The sequence below is a fragment of the Acetobacter estunensis genome (assembly GCF_011516945.1).
Lineage (GTDB): Bacteria > Pseudomonadota > Alphaproteobacteria > Acetobacterales > Acetobacteraceae > Acetobacter > Acetobacter estunensis.
In genome coordinates, this window is sequence record NZ_WOTH01000005.1 from 119,982 (window position 1) to 137,374 (window position 17,393).

Consider the following 17,393-nt stretch of genomic DNA (forward strand, 5'->3'; position numbering starts at 1 on the left):
GCAAAGTCCTATACTGCCGCGATGTCCATGAGCAGCACGACGCCGCTCTCTTTAGCAATAACGACCAGATTGTCCTCATCTTCCACTGCGGCTCCGTCACCCGGCATGAGTACCTCATTCCCGATGCGCATCTGTCCTGACACTACGACCAGATAAAGATCGCGCCCACTGCTTGTCTGGTAAGCTGCTCCCTCACCGGCCGGGATCGTGGCCTGAAGAAAACGCGCCCGGGCGCGGAGCACGGCGGGGCTTCCGTCTTCCACCACTGTTCTGTCCTCAGGGTCATCTTCAGGGAAGCCGGAGGCGAGGATGTGGAAGCCTCCATCTGCCTGAGCCGGATCAGCGGCTCGGACGGTCTGCAGCGGCGTGTCGCCTTCCGTATCGTTCATGAGCCAGAACTGGAAGAACTCGGCTCCCTCTTTGTCCGCCGTCCATTGCAGGTGAACGCAGCCGGTTCCGGTGCTGGCAAGATGCAGATCACCCGCGGGCAGACTTTCGTGGGGAAACTCATCAATCTGCACATGCAGGCCACCACGTTTCACCCAACTCAGGATGTCCACATTGGCTTCCGGCCCAAGACGACAGGTTTCACCCGACATGAGAGTGGCCTGATTAACCACGCGCAGGCGTCCTTCATGCACATGCGCGGTGTCCTGCCAGTCCGCAAAAGCGAAGTGGCAGTGAAAAGTGACGCCCCCATCATGGGCAATGCCAAGTGTATCGGCGCGGCGGACGGTGATCATGCGTGGCTCCCGTGATGGGCGCGGACAGGATAGACCGTCTCCCAGCCACCCCCTAGCGCACGATAGAGATGGGTAACAGACTCTGCCACACGGGCCGTTGAGGCGACTAATGTACTCTGGGAGTTCAGCAGCGCGTTCTGCAAAGTCAGCACGTTCAGGAAGTCAGCCGAGCCTTGCACATATTGCGCCTTGGCCGTCTCCACCGCGATCTCGTTTTCATGCACGGCCTCGGCCAGACGATCGCGCTCGTTCTGGGCGGCGGTGAACGCGGCCATCGCGTCGTCGATTTCTTCCCATGCCTTGAGCACGGTGCGCTGAAACACGGTCGCGGCTTCCTGCTGCTGGGCCTTGCGCAGGTGAAGTTGACCGGTCAGGCGTCCGCCCTCGAAGAGAGGAAGGGTGGCTGTCGGACCGAAGCCATATTGCCGCGAGGCCCATGAGCCGAGACCACTGAACTGAAGCGCCTGTACGTCCAGACTGCCCGAGAGCGTGATGCGCGGGAAGAAGTCCGCAATCGCCACGCCGATGCTGGCAGTTGCGGCATGAAGGCGCTCGACCGCCATACGGACATCGGGGCGGCGTTCGGCCAGTTGGGAGGGCAGACCCACTGGAATGTCGGTCGGAACGGGTGGCACGGCGGCAGGTGTGCCAAGACGTGCATCCAGTTCGCCCGGTTGGCGGGCGACGAGAAAGCTCAGCGCGTTGAGAAGATGGATTTCCTCGCTCTTGAGTGGCGAGAGGCGGGATTCAAACCCATGCAACTGCCCGGTCGCTTCCGCGACATCCAGCCGCGTGGCCGCTCCCTGCTCGAAGCGCAGGGTGGTGAGTTTCACGCTGTTTCGCGCAATGTCGATGTTGTGGTTGAGGATGCCGATCTGCGACTGTGTGGCGCGTAGATCGATATAGTCCTGCGCTGTCTCAGCCATGAGAGAGACGAGGATACCGCGCCGCATCTCCTCCGTGCCGCGCATGGCGGCATTGGCCGCCTCCACCTGCCGGCGGACATGTCCCCACAGATCCACTTCCCATGAGGCGCTCATGCCGTATTGCGGCAGATTGAAGGAGGGGTTGCCCACACCGCCCGGCAGCGCGGCCGGTCCGAAGCCCTGCGTGCCGCTGGCGATATTGCCCGCCATCTCCTGTTCCATGGTGCCCATCAGGCCGAGGATGCCGTTGGTGCTGGCGCGCTCGCGGGCATAGGAGGCGTTGGCTTCCATATGCGGGAACTGCGCGGCGCTGGCGATACGCCGCTCCGCCGTGCTTTCCGCCAGACGGAAGGTAGCTGCCCGCAGGTCGAGGTTGGATGCCGCGACCTCGGTTTCCAGTTCCGTCAGCATCGGGTCGTTGAAGATTTTCCACCATGCCGGATCGGCGGCGGCTGTGGTGACGCGGCTTTCGGCGGCGGGAAGCGGGTCACGCCACGTAGCGGGAGCCTGCGCTTTCGGCTTGTGAAAATCCGGCCCCACCGTGCATCCGGCGAGGACGGCCAGAGAAAGAGGCAAAAGGAGCGCACGCTTCATGACGTCACTGCCAGATATAACGGGCGTCATTGGCGTGTGGTCCTTCCGGTTTTGAGGCCGTGTCGATGTTCACTTCCACGGACATGCCCACGCGCACCTTGGCGGCGAGAGGCTGGTCCGGGTCAAACGTCAGCTTGACGGGAATACGCTGCACGACCTTGGTGAAGTTGCCGGTCGCGTTGTCGGGCTGGATCGGGGCGAAGGTCACGCCGGTCGCGGGGGCGAGCGAGTCCACATGCGCTTTCAGTGGATGGTTGGGGAATGTGTCCACCCAGATGGTCGCGCGCTGCCCTGTCTGGACCTTGGTGAGCTGTGTTTCCTGAAAATTACCCAGCACATAGGCCGCCTGCGTCGGCACGACGGCAAGGATGCCGGTGCCCGGATGCACGTAATTGCCCACGCGCACGCCACGCTCGCCCACGATGCCGTCGATAGGCGCCGGAATGGTGCAGTAGGACAGGTTCAGTTCGGCCTGCTTTTCGTCGCCTTGAGCCCGCAGCAATACACCGCGTGCGCGTTGGAGCTGGGCTTTCAGCACAGCGACCTGGCGGATAGCGGCGTCCACGGCGGCCTGATCGCGGGCGATGGAAGCCTGCGCTTCTTTTTCCTGTGCTTCCGAGTGCTGCTTCTGTTCGATGGTGCCAGCCCCACCCGAGGATAGGTTGCGGTAACGGGTGGCGTTCTGGCGGGCGAACATCAGTTCGGCCTGATCGGACAGCACGGCGGCGCGGGCCTCCGCGATCATGGAATCCTGACGGGCCAGTTCGGCTTCCAGATTGGCGACATCGCCCTGCGCTGCCAGCACATTGCCTTTCGCGACCTCAAGTGCGGCGCGGTAATCATCGTCCTCGATGTGGGCAAGCTCTTCGCCTGCATGAACCTGCTCGTTGTCCTGCGCGATCACGCGGTCGATGCGGCCGGACACCTTGGGGGCGACGGTGGGGAAGTCAGCGGTGACATAGGCGTCGTTGGTGTATTGATTGACGCCATCTCCGTTGACGAGGCGTGCGCCGCCCCATGCGACAAGGGCCAGAACAGCGGCGGCGCATCCGGCGTAGAGAAGGGGTTTCTTGTAGATCATCGGGAGCGTTCCGGGTTCAGCGGGCAGGCGTGGTGGGAGAAGGCGCTTGGGGTGGATAGACCCGGTGCGGCAGGATGAGATTCATGACGGCGTAGCCAAGGCAGACCCAGATCAGCAGGTAGTAGATGTCGTTGAGCGCCAGCACGAGGGACTGCTCGTGCACATAGGTGTGGAACACCTGCAGCGAATTGCGCGCGACATGGGCACTGTCAGGCGATGTTGCGGAAAGCTGCTGGTTGATCGGGTCGCCCATGCCGGCAAAGGCGAGTTGGTGCGTGCCGTGGTGATCAAGCAGCATGGTGGAGTGATACTGCTCGCGACGGCGGCTCAGGGCTGAGAACAGGGCGAAGGCGACGGCATTGGCCAGTCCCTTGAGCATGTTCACCATGCCCGAGATGAACGGACCATCGGCGGGACCCATGGCCATTGTCGCCAGCATGAGTGTGGGGATGACGGTCATGGGTTGCCCGAAGACCTGCAGGATCTGGAGCGGATAGAAATTGTCGCGCACCCAGTCCACGGTCAGCCATGTGCCGAGCCATGCGGAGGCGGCCAGACACAGCATTCCGCCGGCCAGCACAAAGCGACAGTCCACGCGCCGCGAGTTGCAGATGGCGGCAATCAGGGGGAGCATGACGAGTTGCGGCAGCGCCACCACCAGCGACACGGGAGCCGCCTGAATGGGGCGGTAGCCACGCACGCCTTCGAGATATGTGGCGGGAATGTCGCCCATCATCGCACAGATGGCGAGGATGCCCACAAGCGACAGCAGGGATGCCTGAATATTGCGCGACCGCCAGTATTGAATGCGGAAATACGGGCTTGGGTGAAACGCCTCGTTGATGACGAAGACGATGAACGCAGCGCCTCCCCAAAAGGCGAGGTCTGTAATGACGGAGGAGCGGAACCAGTCCAGCCGGTCTCCCTGATACAGCACGATGACGAGCGAGCAGATGGCCGGCAGACCCACGAGAATACCCAGCCAGTTGAACTTCTCGAAGCGCTCGAAATGCATCGGATCGCGTGGCAGGCCGTAGGCCATCATCGCAATGGCGAGGGCCGCCGTGGGGATGATTTCCCAGTAAAGCCAGTGCCAGCCGACATGCTCGAACCAGAACGCTTCCAGTGGCAGGCCGAGATTGGGGCCGAAGGTCGCGCTCATGGCGTAGCCACCGATGCCGAACACGCGGATCTGGGGTGGCAGATATTTCAGCATGACCGTCATCAGCACGGGCGGAAGGCAGCCCCCCGCCAACCCCTGAAAGGCGCGCAGGATGCACAGGGAGGTCACGTCCGGCATGAAGGGCGCGGGGATGGAGAACAGCGCCAGCGCTGCCGTCATGAAGATGGAAAAGCGATAGATCGAGAACGTCATGTAGAACCACGGCGTGAAGGCCATGGCCGCGATGTTGAACGCCTCATAGATGGCGATCACCCATGTGCCTTCATCGTGCCCGATGTGCATGGCGCCCCGGATATCGGACAGACCGATCTCGGTGACGTGCTCGTTGAAGCCTGCGACATGCACCGCCAGCAACATGCCCAGACAGCCGATGACGGTCCGCAGGCCGAAAGGCGGAATATAGGAAGGCCGTGGCGGCGAGGCATGGATGACCGGCGCACCGACTGCCTGTGGAAGAGCGGCAGTTGTCATGCCGGACAATGAGCCGCAGGAAACAGGACCGGACAACCCCTGTTTCCGATAGGTAACGATTCCACTTTTCGGAATGGTTTGTGCTGGTTCCTGCGCTGGGTGGAGTATAAAATCGCAGCCATGCGTGGCTATGATCTGGACCTTCTGCGTTACCTTCAGGTGTTGATCGAGGAGGAAAGCGTCTCCGCCGCCGCCCGCAGACTCAAGACGAGCGAGCCTGCGATGAGTCGTCACCTCGCCAAGCTGCGTGTGGTGTTTGCCGATCCGATCCTTGTGCAGTCAGGACGGCGGATGACGGCTTCTTCCTTCGCCGCAGGCATTCTTGCTCGCGTGCAGGAGGTGGTGCGGGCCGCCGATGGGCTGATCGAGACGCAGGCTCTGGCCGATCTGGCCAATATGGAGCCGAGTTTCACCATCCGCGCGAACGATCTCATCGTGGCGTCACTCGGGCTGCCGTTACTGCTGGCGCTGCGCAAGGATTGTCCGAAATGCGAGGTGATTTTTGCGCCCGAAGTGGACGATCCGGCGTCCGATCCTCTGCGGCAGGACAGTATCGACCTTTATATCGGCGCGACCGATGTGATGAAGCCCGAGATCCGCCGTCAGACGCTGTTTCGGGACCGGATGCGCGGGTTGGTGCGTAAGGATCATCCGATCCTCGACCAGCCTGTCACGCCGGAAACCATGGTACGGTATGAATATATCAGCGTCTCGCGGCGGCGCAGGGCGCGGGGGCCGATCGACTGGGCGCTGCGCGACCATCATGGCCTGACGCGCCGGATCGCGATGGTGGTGCCGAACTATCACGCCATGGTCGAGAGCATGAAAGACACGGATCTGATCCTTGCCGTGCCGGGCGTCGTGCTGGAGCATATCTCGATGGAGGCGCTCGGTCTGGCCGCCTTCGAGTTTCCTCTTTCGCTGCCTTATGTCGAGGCGTTTCAGGCATGGCATCCGCGACGCGACACGGACCCGGTGCATCGCTGGCTGCGTGAGACGCTCTTTCGCGTTTCCCGACAGGTGTATCAGAGCGCGCGCGTGGTGTGCCCCTGAACGAAAAAGCCCGGCCACCATAGGATGCTGGGCTTTCGCAGGGGGAGCCGATACGATCAGGCGTTCAGATAGATCGTCTTGGTGTCCACATAGGCTTCCAGCCCATGTTGGCCGTCCTCACCACCGAGGCCGCTGTCGCCATAGCCATGATGGAAGCCCTGCGGTTCTTCACCGCCCTCACGGTTTACATAAACCTCACCGAAGTTCAGTTCCTTCGTCATCCGCAGGATGCGAGCGAGATCCTTGGTGAACAGATAGGCCGACAGCCCGTAATGGCAGTCGTTGGCGCGCTCCAGAGCTTCATCGAAGTCACGCACTTTCAGAAGCGAAAGCACAGGACCGAAGACTTCGTTGCGGGCGATGTTCATCTCATGCGTGACGCCTGTGATGAGGGTAGGGGCGTAGAAACTGCCCTTGTCATACAGGCCGCCCGTAAGCCGCTGCCCGCCGATTTCAACCTTGGCGCCTTGTGATGCTGCTTTCTTGACGATGTCATCGACTTTTTTCAGTTCATCCTCGCTCACCTTCGGGCCCATGTCGGTGGACGGGTCCATAGGATCGCCCACCTTCAGGGCGTTGATGCGTGAGCGGAGTTTTTCGGCAAAGCGGTCATAGATCGCTTCATGCACATAGGTCCGCTCGTTGCTGGTGCAGACCTGCCCGGCATTGCCAAAACGCGCCACGACAGCGGCTTCCACCGCTTTGTCCAGATCGGCGTCTTCCATGACGATGAAGGGCGCCTTGCCACCAAGTTCCAGCCGCACTTCCTTCAGATGCTCGGCTGCGGCGGCCATGATCTTTTTCCCAGCAGGCGTCGAACCCGTCATGGTGATGAGCTTCGTATCCGGATGCGCGACCAGTGGGACGCCCACCTCCGGTCCATCGCCCGTTACGATGTTGACCACACCTGCGGGGATCTCGGCCTCTGCCACCAGTTTTGCGAGTGCGAGACCGGAAAGCGGCGTGAGTTCGTGCGGCTTGAGGACGATGGTGTTGCCAGCCGCAATGGCGGGCGCAATCTTGCGGGCGCACAGGGCCAGCGGGAAGTTCCATGCGGCGATGGCCCCGATCACGCCATGCGGAACCCGATCGATGAGGATCTTTTCGTTCGGGCGTTCACCGGGAATGATCTCGCCCTGAAGACGCCAGGTGTTTTCGGCGGCAAAGCGCAGAAGGCCGATAGCGAAATCTACTTCCGCACGGGCTTCCTTCAGCGGTTTGCCCATTTCGGATGTGATGATCGTTGCGAGTTTTTCCTTGTCCCGTGCGACAAGGTCACGCAGGCGATAGAGAGCGTCGGCCCGCTTGGAGGCCGGTGTGTCACGCCATGCGGGAAATGCTTTCTTCGCGGCAGCCACGGCGATGTTGACATCTTCCTTGTCACCGCGCGCGGCTTCACCGAGCTTTTCGCCCGTGGCCGGGCTGCGGATTTCGATCCATTTGCCGCTGTCAGGCTTCTTCCATTCGCCATTGATGAACAGGTCGTGGCGGGTGGATGCTGTCATGAAGCAGTCTCCTTGGTGGAGTGTCAGTGAGGGTGGCGTCAGAGTGCCAATGGGAGAAAACCGCCTGCATGAAGACATGAGGTACATAAATCTCGTCGGCGCCCGATATGCACCGGTTACTCCCAATCACTGTCTCCAACACAGAAAATGCCGCGAGGTTTCACGCAGGGCTGCAACCCACAGGGCGCAGAACCATCCCATCGCTCCTTCAGACGACACCGTCCACGCACACCATGGGCATGCCGCTCGCATCGTCTTCTACCCGTGCCTGCACACCATAGGCTTGTGCCAGAATGGCGGACGTCACGACCTCGCGCACGGGGCCTGAGGCCAGAACACGTCCTTTTGCAAGCATCGTGGCCACGTCGGTGTGGCGCAGGGCCATGCTCAGATCGTGCAGGACAATGACACTCACCATGCGGCGCTTTTTCGTCTCGCGGCGCAGCAGATCCATCACTGTGAACTGATGCCGCAGGTCCAGCGCGCTGAGAGGTTCATCCAGAAGCAGCAGATCCGGGGAACGCACGAGAGCCTGTGCCAGACCGACAAGCTGCCGCTGCCCGCCCGAGAGTTCGTCCATGAAACGCAGCGCCATGTCCGCGATGCCGAGACGCGATAATGTCTCCATGGCCTGTGAGAACGCCTCATCATGCAGCGAGCCGCCTTGCACGCGAAGGGAGACGAGCACGGATTCCATGACCTGCATGCGGATTGGTGGGGGCAGGGCCTGTGGCATATACGCGCACAGACGCGCATGGGCAGGGCGGGAGAGGGAAGACAGCGCCTGTCCGTTCAGTGTGATTGGACCGTGCGCGGGCAGCAGCCCCGCCAATGCCCGCAGGAGCGTGGATTTGCCGCTGCCATTCGGGCCGAGCAGGGCTGTCACCGTTCCGCGTGCAAGAGGACCAAGCGTTACGTCATGCAGGATCGGGCGGCGTCCGATGTGCACGTTCAACGGCCCGGCGACAAGCCCATTCATGAGGTGCGGCCGTCCCGCAGAACGGTGGCGAGGAAAAAGGGGATGCCCACCAGAGCCGTCACGATCCCGACCGGTAACACCTCACCCGGCAGCAGACCGCGCGCGGCGAGGGATGCGCAGGACATGATGAGACACCCCACCACGGCGCTGCCGGAGAGATAAAACCGATGATCCTCGCCCAACAGGCGGCGTGCAATGTGCGGCGCCACCAGTCCGACAAATCCGATCGTGCCGGAAAACGCGACGGCAAGGGCGGCAAGAATACTGATCCGCATCAGGGACGCGAGCCGCACAGCCGGGACGTTGACCCCAAGACTGGCCGCGCGATCCTCTCCCATGCGCAGTGCTGTCAGGGACCACGCAGATCGTAACGACCACGGCGCTACCAGCAGGCAGGCGCCCCCCAGAACGGCGATCTTGGGCCAATTCGCGCGGGTCATGCTTCCCATCGTCCAGAACACGAGGTCTTGCAGCGCATCTTCGGACGCGACGAACTGTACGAGCGCCACCAGCGCCTGAAACGTGAAGACAAGAGCGATGCCAAACAGCACGACGGTTCCGCGCGTTCCTCCGCGCCACCGCGCTATGAGATCAAGCAGCAGAGCCGAGCCGATGGCAAAAATGAAGGCGTTGACGGCCACGATGCCTTCACCTCCCCATGCGGCGCCGAAGGGCAGGTGCCAGCCCATGACGATGGCAAGGGATGCGCCGAAAGCCGCAGCGGCGGACAGACCGAGCGTGAAGGGACTGGCCAGTGGGTTGTCGAGGATGGTCTGCATTTCCGCCCCCGCCAGCCCGAGCGCGAAACCGGTCAGGATCGCCATGACGGCAAAGGGCAGTCTCAGATGCCATACCACCGTGGCGGCAGCACTTCCGTCATTCCCGTGCAGCAGGGTGTGGAAGAGGGAAGACAAGGAGAGAGGCACCGGCCCTATGGAAAGATTGGCAAGGAAACAGCCGCACAGTGCCGCAGTCAGTCCGGCCAGCACGCCAAGGCGTCGATGGATGAGAGATGTCCATGCATGACGGGCGACGATGACATCGGAGGACTTCATCACCGACGCGATGCGTTCCTGCGCCGTAGAAGAACACGGACTGCGCCCCGGTTATTCTCATGGCTGTGGGTCGCGGCCAGTATGAGGCGGCGCAGATCGTCGCGCCCCAGCCAGAACGGCAGTTCCCGGCGGAGCACTCCGCCCTCCGGTCCGGAGCCGAGGCCCGTCACGATTTCCACGCAACGCAGTCCGTTTCGGTGTGCGCCGATCAGGAATTCATGCAGACGCAGGAAAGCCGCCTGTGCGGTCATGCCATGCAGGTCGAGGCGTCCTTCGACAGGCGTGTGGCCTTTGTGAAGCCGCTTCCAGCTTCCGCTGTCCAATCCCGCCTGAGGTGTGCCGATAAAGGTGTCGGCGTGCTTCGTTTTCTTCAGCGCTCGTCCACGCAAATGCGCGGCGACGGCCATTTCCCCTTGAGTCAGGAAGGTGAATACGCCGGAGCGGGGAATGACGACACGTTCGCGCGGAGGATCGCGAAGGGGTTCCGGGGCAACCGCTCCATTGGCCGGACCTTCGGCATTACGGCGAACGGTGTCATCGAGGCGGGGTGTCGAGGCCGTGGACGGCACAAGCGGCACGTCTCCCGGTCGGCCGAGCGGCTTTATCCCTCGGACGAAATGCGCCCAGAGTTCGCGTTCCTCTTCGCGCATCGTTCGTCTGCGCCGCACCGCCGGTTCCTCCGCTTCCTCGTGTCCGTCGCCTGTTGAGAGTTGACTATATCCCAACGCGCGGGAAGAGGCACGCCATTCTCCGGATGACATCAAAACGGGGACGGCCCGATGGACCGTCCCCGCTTCACAGACCGCGTATGCAGCGCCGTTTTATTCCGGAACCCTGCAGCCGATGCACAGCTTGTTGCCATCAGGATCGCGCAGATACGCCAGATAGAGCGAACCGATGCCCGTGTGACGCACGCCCGGCGGGTTTTCGATGGCTTCGCCACCGTTTTCCTTGCCGGCCTTGTACCACGCATCCGCCATGGCGGGCGTTTCGGCGGCAAAGCCGATCGTGCCACCATTGGCGCCTGTGGCGGGTTTGCCGTTGATGGGCTTGGTGACGACAAAGCGCACGCCGTGCTTGGCGTAGACCAAGCGACCGTTTTCGTGAATTTCCGACGGAGGAATGTCCATGGCGGCAAAGATGGCGTCATAGAATTTCTTGGAACGAGCGATGTCGTTGCTGCCAACGACAATGTGCGTGAACATCATTTCACGTCTCCGGTTGTTGAACCGGGCCGCACCTTATCGTGACTGCTCCCTCCCAGATAGGCGCGTGGTGCATGGCATGTGCGTGAGGGCGTTTATCAATGGATATGGAAGGATGGGGCGATCTTTTTCGCGTCCCTCTCACGGTCCATGGAAAAGCCGCCGCCGATGGCTCTGTACATGTCGAGTGAGGCATCGAGCCATGCGAGACGTGCGGACACCCGCGCCAGTTCCGTTTGCTGCAATGTGGCCTGCGCCGCCAGCACGTCGATCTGACTGGCAAAGCCTTCCTTGAGACGGAGTTCCGTCAGGTTCAGGTTCTCCTGTGACGAGGCCACGCGCTTTGCATCCGCCTCGTCGCGGGTAGCGCTGGTGTGTTCCTCGTTCAGCGCGTCGCGCACTTCGCGAAAAGCGGTGCGAATGCTCTGCTGATAGAGGATGGCCTGCTCTTCCTTCTGGGTCTTGGCCAGTTTCACACCGCTGCGGGTGCGTCCAAAGTCGAGCAGGGGCGTGGCCATGGCGGCTGCCAGTGTCCATGAGCGGGTGGTGGCGCGGTAGAGATTATCGATGTCCACGTTGTTCACGCCCGCCAGACTGGCCAGTGAAATGGTGGGGAAATAGGCCGCGCGGGCATAGCCGATGGCGTAGTTGCTGGCGATCAGCCCCTGTTCGCGCATGGCAATGTCAGGGCGACGCTCAATGAGCGTGGCGGGTAATTGCGGCGGGGTGGGAGAGGGAACCGTAATGGCGAGGATATCCCGCCCGCGCGGAAGATCCTGCCCGATGATGTCCTGCGGGGAGCGTCCGATCAGAACGGCCAGTGCGCTTTCAGCCTTGCCTCGCTGATCCTGCGCGGCGGGCAGGGCGGCCTGTGCCGTATCGAGCTGTTGATTGACGGTGTTGAGGGTCAGTGCATCGACCGCTCTCACTTCGTATTGTTTCTGCACCAGCGCCAGAAGCTGCGTCTGCGTGTTCACTTCGTCCTGCAGAATGGCGACTTCCGCGTCCAGCGCACGAATACTGAAATAGAGGCGTGTCGTGGCGGATTCCACCATGATCCGCGCCGCGGCCTGTGCGTAAACGCCGGCCTGCACGCCCGCTTTTGCGGCATCGCTCGCGCTTGCGTTCTTGCCCCACAGGTCCAGTTCATAAGTCAGCATGCCGCCTACAAACCCCAGATTGCTGGTTTTGTGGGGAATGGGGAGATTGTCGTTCATGTGAAAACGGCCGAACGCATCCGCGCCCACGCCCGAGATCATGGGAAGCTGGCTCGCGAAGGCGTAGTCATACTCCGCGCGGGCCTGCTGGAGATGGTTTTTTGCCAGTGCAAGGTCATCGCTATTGCGCAGGGCGTCTTCAACAAGTTGATCGAGGACCGGATCTCCATAGGAACGCCACCAGTCTATGTTATCGGCAGGAGCCGCAGTCGTGGCGGTGCCCCATGTCTGGGGTAGAGAGGGCGTCGGCCGCTTGTAGGTGGGGGAAAGCCAGGAGCATCCAGCGAGAGCCAGCGGCAGAAGGGCGAGCAGCCTTTTCCTCATGGCGTGGCCTCCATGCCGGTCGGTTCCTGCTTCTTTGGCTCCTTCACACGGAACCACAGGACATAGAGCGACGGCAGGAAGATCAGTGTCAGCAAGGTGGCCACGGCCAGACCGCCCATGATGACATCCGCCATCGGGCCCCAGAAGACGCTGGATGCAATGGGTAGCATGCCAAGGATGGCGGCGACGGCCGTAAGCATGATGGGACGGAAACGGATCATGGCGGCGTCCGCCACGGCGTCCCATTCGCTTTTGCCGGCTTCCAGTTCGATTTCGATCTGATGCACCAGAATGACCGAGTTGCGGATGATCATCCCCACCAGAGCCACCAGCCCGAGCATGGCGATGAAGCCCATCGGGTGATCCGTGAGCAGAAGGCCGCTTACCACGCCGATCAGGCCGAACGGGGCGACACTGATCACCAGGGCCAGGCGCTTGAAGTTCTGAAGCTGGATCATCAGCACGGACAGCATGATCAGCACCATGACCGGCATGACCGCAACCACCGATTTCTGCGATTTGTTGGCTTCTTCCACTGTGCCGCCAGCCACCACATGATAGCCGGGAGGAAGCGTGGTGGTGAAGCGACTGATCTGGGGGGCCAGTGCGGCAACGATGGTGTTGGCCTGCACGCCATCCCTCATCTGCGCCTGAATCGTCATGGTTGGCAGTCGGTCGCGCCGCCAGATCAGCGGATATTCCTCCGCATAGGAGACAGTCGCGACAGTGTTCAGTGGCACCGTCATGTCGTTGGGCAGGCGGATGTCGAGTGTGCGGAGGGTGTCGATGGACTGCCGTTCATTGGCGTTGGCGCGCAACACGACGTTGACGAGGTAGATGCTGTCGCGCACCTGCGTCACCGTCTCGCCCGTCACGGTCGCGTTGATGGCCTGCGCAATGGCGGCGGAGGAGAGGCCGAGCCGTCGCGCTTCTTCCTGCCGCACGTCGATGCGCAGCTTGCGCGCCGGATCGCCCCAGTCGAAATTGATGCGCAGCAGATCGCTGTCCGCGCCCATGATCTGCGCGACCTGATGGGCATAGTGCCACACCTTGTCCGGGTCGCGTCCGGTGATGCGATATTGCACAGGCCAGCCTACCGGCGGCCCGAGTTCCAGCGGGAACAGGCCATGCACGACATCGGGCATTTCACGCGCCAGCCGGTCGTTCAGTCGCTTGCGCAGGTTCTCGCGGGCTTTGGCGCTTTTTGCGACGATCACGGTCTGGGTGAAGAAGTCGTTGGGCAGTTGCTCATCCAGCGAGAGATAGAAGCGGACAGCGCCCTGTCCGACATAAGAACTCCAGTGATCGATGTCGGGATCGTTGCGGAGCATCGCGTCCAGACGACGCGACACGTCGCTCGTGGCCTTGATGGATGAACCCTGTCGGAGAGACAGGTTGACCAGAAGTTCGGGGCGGTCGGAGGCCGGGAAGAACTGCTGTGGCACCAGCGGTGCAGCCAGAAGGGCCACGATAAGAGCGCCAAGGCTGACGAATACCGTCATTTTCGGGCGACGCATGGTGGCCAGCAGCACACGCTCGAAGGTGGCCCGCAAACGAGTCTGCGGCGGTTCTCCCTTGGGGCCTGCCACTTTTTTGGGTTTGAGGAGGGCAACACCGATCAGCGGCGCGACCAGAACCGCCACGAACCACGAAATCACCAGCGCCAATGCCACGACGGCGAAAAGCGAGAAGGTGTATTCGCCCGCCACACTGTGGGCGAAACCGACAGGCACGAAACCCGCGACCGTGACCAGTGTACCGGTCAGCATGGGAAAGGCAGTGGAGGTATAGGCAAAGGTGGCGGCCTTCGTCAGAGGCCAGCCTTCCTCCAGTTTGCTCACCATGCTTTCGACCGTGATCATCGCATCGTCCACCAGCAGACCGAGTGCGATAATCAGCGCGCCGAGCGAGACGCGTTGGAGGTCGATGCCCATGATCTTCATGCACACGAACACGATGGCCAGAACGAAGGGAATGCAGAACGCCACCACTGTTCCCGCACGGGCACCCAAGCTGAGAAAACTCACGCCCAGCACGATGGCAATGGCTTCGAACAGGGCTTCGGTGAAGTCACCGACGGCGTCTTTCACCACCTTTGGCTGATTGGCCACGAGATGGGATTCGATGCCGATGGGCATGCGGGCATGAAGCTCCGTCATCTTGGCCGTGATGTTCTTTTCCAGTTGCAGCACATTGCCGCCGGTGCGCATGGAGAGCGCCAGTGCGATGGCGTCATGGCCGTTCACGCGGAACATGGTCTGTGGTGGATCGGAATAGGAGCGGGTAATGGTGGCGATGTCGCCCAGCCGCACCTTGCGGTTGCCCGCATAGACCGTGACGTTGGCGATGTCGTTCAGGGAGCCGAACGAACCGGTGGGCTGCACCACGATGCGTTCATGTCCCGTGTCGATGGCGCCCGAGGGAACGATGGCGTTCTGCGTGGCGAGGGCGGCCGCGATGGCCGCGCCGTTGATTCCCATCCGCGCCAGCCGGTGGGTGGAGAAATCAACGTGGATTTCCTCATCCTGCGCGCCCAGCGTGTTGACCTTGGCGACATCGGGGACGTGCAGCAACTCGTCGCGCACGGTCTCGACATAATCGCGCAGTTCCCGATGCGTGAAACCATCCGCCGTGAAGGCGTAGATGATGCCGTAGGTATCTCCGAACTCATCGTCGAAGAAGGGACCGACTGTGCCCGGTGGCAGCTCGATCTTGGCGTCACCGATCTTTTTGCGCACCTGATACCAGATGTCGGGCACCTCTGCTTTGGGCGCACCTGACAGCAGGTTGACGAAAATCGTGGTTTTGCCTGCCAGTGTGTAGCTTTTGATGTAGTCGAGGTCAGGCGTTTCCTGCAGCTTCTTTTCAATGCGTTCCGTCAGTTGATGGGTGGTTTCCTCCACCGAGGCGCCGGGCAGAAGCGCCTGCACCACCATCGTCTTGACGGTGAAGGGCGGATCCTCGTTCCGGCCAAGCTGGAAATAAGACAGGATGCCCGCAACACCTGCGAGAATCATGAAGAACAGCACGAGTGCGCGGTGACGGAGCGCCCATGCGGAGAGGTTCACGCCTCCCGGCGGCACGGGTTCAAGGTCTGACATCGGCCTCATCCAGAAGGCTGACCTTCTCATCGGGGTAGAGCGCTTGCACGCCCGCCGTCACCACACGGTCTCCGGCGTGAAGCCCCGAGGTGATGCTCACATCGTTCGTGGTGTAGCGCCCGACGTTCACCAGCCTCTGTGAAACGGTAAGGGCGTCTGGTGCCACGATCCATACGGCAGGTTTGCCGTCCTGCGTCGTCAATGCCGCAGGAGGAAGATGGAAGGTGGCGTCATGACCGGTTGCGGAGATGCGTCCCACCACCACGCTGCCGAGCGCCATGGTAGTGGGCGGCTGAAGCAGCAATGCCTTGGTGCGATAGGTGCGCGTGAGGGCGTCGGCATCGGGCGAGATTTCATACACCTGCGCGGGTGAGCAACTCTGGGGTTCGGCATCGAGACAGACGGAAAGCGGAGTGCCAACTGTCACGCGCGACTGGAGCAGGTCTTCAGGTATGTCGAACTGCGCATCGCGCCCCGCATTGGTGGCGAGGCGAAAGATGGCCTGTCCCGGTGCGATGACTTCTCCGGCTTCCGCCATACGGTCAGTGATGATGCCGTCCGCATCGGCCAGAAGACGTGTGCGATCCAGTTCTTCCTGAGCGATGCGGACCTGTGCCTGTGTGGCCAGCACCTGTTCCTGCGCGGAACGGTAACGGCGGACGATGTCATCGTATTCGTTGCGTGAAATGGCCTTGACGGGCAGCAGGACGTCGGCCCGTCGTTTCAAAGGTGTCATCTGCGCCAGAGCGGCGCGGGCTGTTCCGGCCTCTGCCGTGGCTGAGCGCAGGGCCTGACGGGGCACGGTGTCATCCAGGCGCGCCAGAAGCTGTCCGGCGTGAACAACGCTGCCTGCGGAGACCGTGCGCTCCACGATCTTGCCGGGCAGCCGGAATGAGAGCGTAAGGTAACGGTGGGCGGCTACCTGTCCCGTGAGGGAGAGTGTGTCGGTTCTCTGCTGCGGTTGCACCACAAGGGACCGGACCGGTCGTATTTCGGGAGCGGGTTTCTTCTTGTGGCAACCTGCGAGCGCCAAAGGCAGCAGACAGAAGATCAGTCGGGACTGTCTCATGATGCAGTCTTTTCTGGTACGACACATGAAATGTCAGGCTTGAGAACGCCGTGCATGAAGTTGTTCCAACATGCATTGAAGTAATGATCCCGATCATCGGGATGCGAGAGAACATGGCGGCCAAACAAGACCTGCTGGTGTGGCCATCCCAGAAGCAGGCCGACCAGTATGCGACTGGTTTCCTGCAGCTTGCAGTCTGTTTTCAATTGCCCGGCCATTTCGGCCTGTGTGAGAAAACGCAAGGCCAGTTTTTCGAGTGGATCGAAGATATGAGCGCCGGCATGGGTGATCAGATCAGGAAAGCGCCATCCTTCTCCGACGAATGTGCGACTCAGGGCGATCGTTTCCGGGTCCAGAACAAGATCCAGCAGTCTTCGCAGTGTGCGGTGCAAGGTGGGGAGTGGTTTGTCTGACGAGTAGCTTTCATCGGACGCCACGGCCTTGAGAAAGGTATGACCCAGTTCGGAAATGACCGTCTTGAAAAGGTCTTCCTTGGAGGCGTGCCGCCGATAGATTGTCTGCTTGCCGACCTGCGCCACGGCAGCAATCTGTTCAATGGAGGTTGCGGCATAGCCCTGTTCGCCAAACAGGCGTCCAGCGGTTTTCAGGATCAGCGCATCCAGTTCTTCGGACATTTTCGATCCCGGTCGTCCGGCTGATCGTCTGGTTGCCGCTGTCTTCATGGGGCCTGCTTGTTTCCGGCGGTTTGGGTCAACCGGAAAATAGACGAGACTGTCTCGTTTCGCAATCTTGGAATGGAGAGGCTTTATTGAAGGTGGAGGGATCGAAGAACCCTTGATTGATGTGCTTGGCCGGTAATTTCTGGGTTTTGGCGATTTGATTGACGGTTTTTGCGATGGCGTCCAGTCTGCGTTTTGAGCAGATTG

At 61.5% G+C, this 17,393-nt stretch carries 14 protein-coding genes; 1 reads left to right on the forward strand and 13 read right to left on the reverse strand.

Translation table 11 applies throughout. The annotated features are described in order from the left end of the window. Nucleotides 1–8: 8 nt before the first annotated feature. The 4 genes from GOB87_RS04385 to GOB87_RS04400 are packed head-to-tail and all read right to left on the reverse strand — an operon-like array spanning nucleotide 9 to nucleotide 4,998. Entirely contained in the window at nucleotides 9–743 is a 735-nt protein-coding gene (locus GOB87_RS04385) for a pirin family protein (RefSeq protein ID WP_166313321.1), read from the reverse strand. Further along, nucleotides 740–2,263: an efflux transporter outer membrane subunit gene (locus GOB87_RS04390; protein WP_166313322.1), complete on the reverse strand. Its 1,524-nt coding sequence runs from the start codon at nucleotides 2,261–2,263 to the stop codon at nucleotides 740–742. The genes GOB87_RS04385 and GOB87_RS04390 overlap by 4 nt, the downstream gene beginning before the upstream one ends. Nucleotides 2,264–2,267: 4 nt before the next feature. Next, nucleotides 2,268–3,344: an HlyD family secretion protein gene (locus GOB87_RS04395; protein ID WP_166313323.1), complete on the reverse strand. Its 1,077-nt coding sequence runs from the start codon at nucleotides 3,342–3,344 to the stop codon at nucleotides 2,268–2,270. 16 nt (nucleotides 3,345–3,360) lie between these two features. Next, the gene (locus GOB87_RS04400) at nucleotides 3,361–4,998 is read right to left on the reverse strand and encodes an MFS transporter (protein ID WP_166313324.1); all 1,638 of its coding nucleotides are present in this window, start codon (nucleotides 4,996–4,998) and stop codon (nucleotides 3,361–3,363) included. A 120-nt stretch (nucleotides 4,999–5,118) separates the two neighbouring features. Here GOB87_RS04400 and GOB87_RS04405 point away from each other — a divergent pair, with 120 nt between their 5' ends. Beyond that, nucleotides 5,119–6,051 (forward strand): LysR family transcriptional regulator, encoded by a 933-nt coding sequence (locus tag GOB87_RS04405; RefSeq protein WP_166313349.1) that lies wholly within the window; start codon nucleotides 5,119–5,121, stop codon nucleotides 6,049–6,051. A gap of 56 nt (nucleotides 6,052–6,107) precedes the next feature. Here GOB87_RS04405 and aldA read toward each other — a convergent pair whose 3' ends face one another. The 9 genes from aldA to GOB87_RS04450 all read right to left on the reverse strand — a co-directional run bounded on the left by aldA (nucleotide 6,108) and on the right by GOB87_RS04450 (nucleotide 17,189). Continuing rightward, complete coding sequence (gene aldA / locus GOB87_RS04410; RefSeq protein ID WP_166313325.1) at nucleotides 6,108–7,556, reverse strand: aldehyde dehydrogenase; 1,449 nt, start codon at nucleotides 7,554–7,556, stop codon at nucleotides 6,108–6,110. A 208-nt stretch (nucleotides 7,557–7,764) separates the two neighbouring features. Further along, entirely contained in the window at nucleotides 7,765–8,535 is a 771-nt protein-coding gene (locus GOB87_RS04415) for an ABC transporter ATP-binding protein (RefSeq protein ID WP_166313326.1), read from the reverse strand. After that, nucleotides 8,532–9,590, reverse strand: coding sequence for a FecCD family ABC transporter permease (locus GOB87_RS04420; protein WP_166313327.1), 1,059 nt, complete (start codon nucleotides 9,588–9,590; stop codon nucleotides 8,532–8,534). The genes GOB87_RS04415 and GOB87_RS04420 overlap by 4 nt, the downstream gene beginning before the upstream one ends. Further along, complete coding sequence (locus GOB87_RS04425; protein WP_264805949.1) at nucleotides 9,590–10,258, reverse strand: Smr/MutS family protein; 669 nt, start codon at nucleotides 10,256–10,258, stop codon at nucleotides 9,590–9,592. The genes GOB87_RS04420 and GOB87_RS04425 overlap by 1 nt, the downstream gene beginning before the upstream one ends. Nucleotides 10,259–10,411: 153 nt before the next feature. Next, nucleotides 10,412–10,795 (reverse strand): VOC family protein, encoded by a 384-nt coding sequence (locus GOB87_RS04430; protein ID WP_166313351.1) that lies wholly within the window; start codon nucleotides 10,793–10,795, stop codon nucleotides 10,412–10,414. Nucleotides 10,796–10,893: 98 nt separating this feature from the next. Then, on the reverse strand, nucleotides 10,894–12,336 hold the full coding sequence (locus tag GOB87_RS04435; RefSeq protein WP_166313328.1) for an efflux transporter outer membrane subunit: 1,443 nt from the start codon (nucleotides 12,334–12,336) through the stop codon (nucleotides 10,894–10,896). Then, entirely contained in the window at nucleotides 12,333–15,446 is a 3,114-nt protein-coding gene (locus tag GOB87_RS04440) for an efflux RND transporter permease subunit (protein WP_166313329.1), read from the reverse strand. Before GOB87_RS04440 ends, GOB87_RS04435 begins: the two co-directional genes overlap by 4 nt. Beyond that, on the reverse strand, nucleotides 15,424–16,506 hold the full coding sequence (locus GOB87_RS04445) for an efflux RND transporter periplasmic adaptor subunit (RefSeq protein ID WP_242006150.1): 1,083 nt from the start codon (nucleotides 16,504–16,506) through the stop codon (nucleotides 15,424–15,426). Before GOB87_RS04445 ends, GOB87_RS04440 begins: the two co-directional genes overlap by 23 nt. Then, a complete protein-coding gene (locus GOB87_RS04450; protein ID WP_242006151.1) occupies nucleotides 16,503–17,189 on the reverse strand; it encodes a TetR/AcrR family transcriptional regulator in 687 nt (228 codons plus the stop codon). Before GOB87_RS04450 ends, GOB87_RS04445 begins: the two co-directional genes overlap by 4 nt. Nucleotides 17,190–17,393: the final 204 nt, after the last annotated feature.

Bases quoted from the DNA above. Each gene is read 5' to 3' on its own strand.
- GOB87_RS04405 (WP_166313349.1), top strand. From the start codon at position 5,119: ATGCGTGGCTATGATCTGGACCTTCTGCGTTACCTTCAGGTGTTGATC.
- GOB87_RS04430 (WP_166313351.1), bottom strand. From the start codon at position 10,795: ATGTTCACGCACATTGTCGTTGGCAGCAACGACATCGCTCGTTCCAAG.
- GOB87_RS04445 (WP_242006150.1), bottom strand. From the start codon at position 16,506: ATGAGACAGTCCCGACTGATCTTCTGTCTGCTGCCTTTGGCGCTCGCA.
- GOB87_RS04435 (WP_166313328.1), bottom strand. From the start codon at position 12,336: ATGAGGAAAAGGCTGCTCGCCCTTCTGCCGCTGGCTCTCGCTGGATGC.
- aldA (WP_166313325.1), bottom strand. From the start codon at position 7,556: ATGACAGCATCCACCCGCCACGACCTGTTCATCAATGGCGAATGGAAG.
- GOB87_RS04385 (WP_166313321.1), bottom strand. From the start codon at position 743: ATGATCACCGTCCGCCGCGCCGATACACTTGGCATTGCCCATGATGGG.
- GOB87_RS04450 (WP_242006151.1), bottom strand. From the start codon at position 17,189: ATGAAGACAGCGGCAACCAGACGATCAGCCGGACGACCGGGATCGAAA.
- GOB87_RS04415 (WP_166313326.1), bottom strand. From the start codon at position 8,535: ATGAATGGGCTTGTCGCCGGGCCGTTGAACGTGCACATCGGACGCCGC.
- GOB87_RS04395 (WP_166313323.1), bottom strand. From the start codon at position 3,344: ATGATCTACAAGAAACCCCTTCTCTACGCCGGATGCGCCGCCGCTGTT.
- GOB87_RS04390 (WP_166313322.1), bottom strand. From the start codon at position 2,263: ATGAAGCGTGCGCTCCTTTTGCCTCTTTCTCTGGCCGTCCTCGCCGGA.
- GOB87_RS04440 (WP_166313329.1), bottom strand. From the start codon at position 15,446: ATGAGGCCGATGTCAGACCTTGAACCCGTGCCGCCGGGAGGCGTGAAC.
- GOB87_RS04400 (WP_166313324.1), bottom strand. From the start codon at position 4,998: ATGACAACTGCCGCTCTTCCACAGGCAGTCGGTGCGCCGGTCATCCAT.
- GOB87_RS04420 (WP_166313327.1), bottom strand. From the start codon at position 9,590: ATGAAGTCCTCCGATGTCATCGTCGCCCGTCATGCATGGACATCTCTC.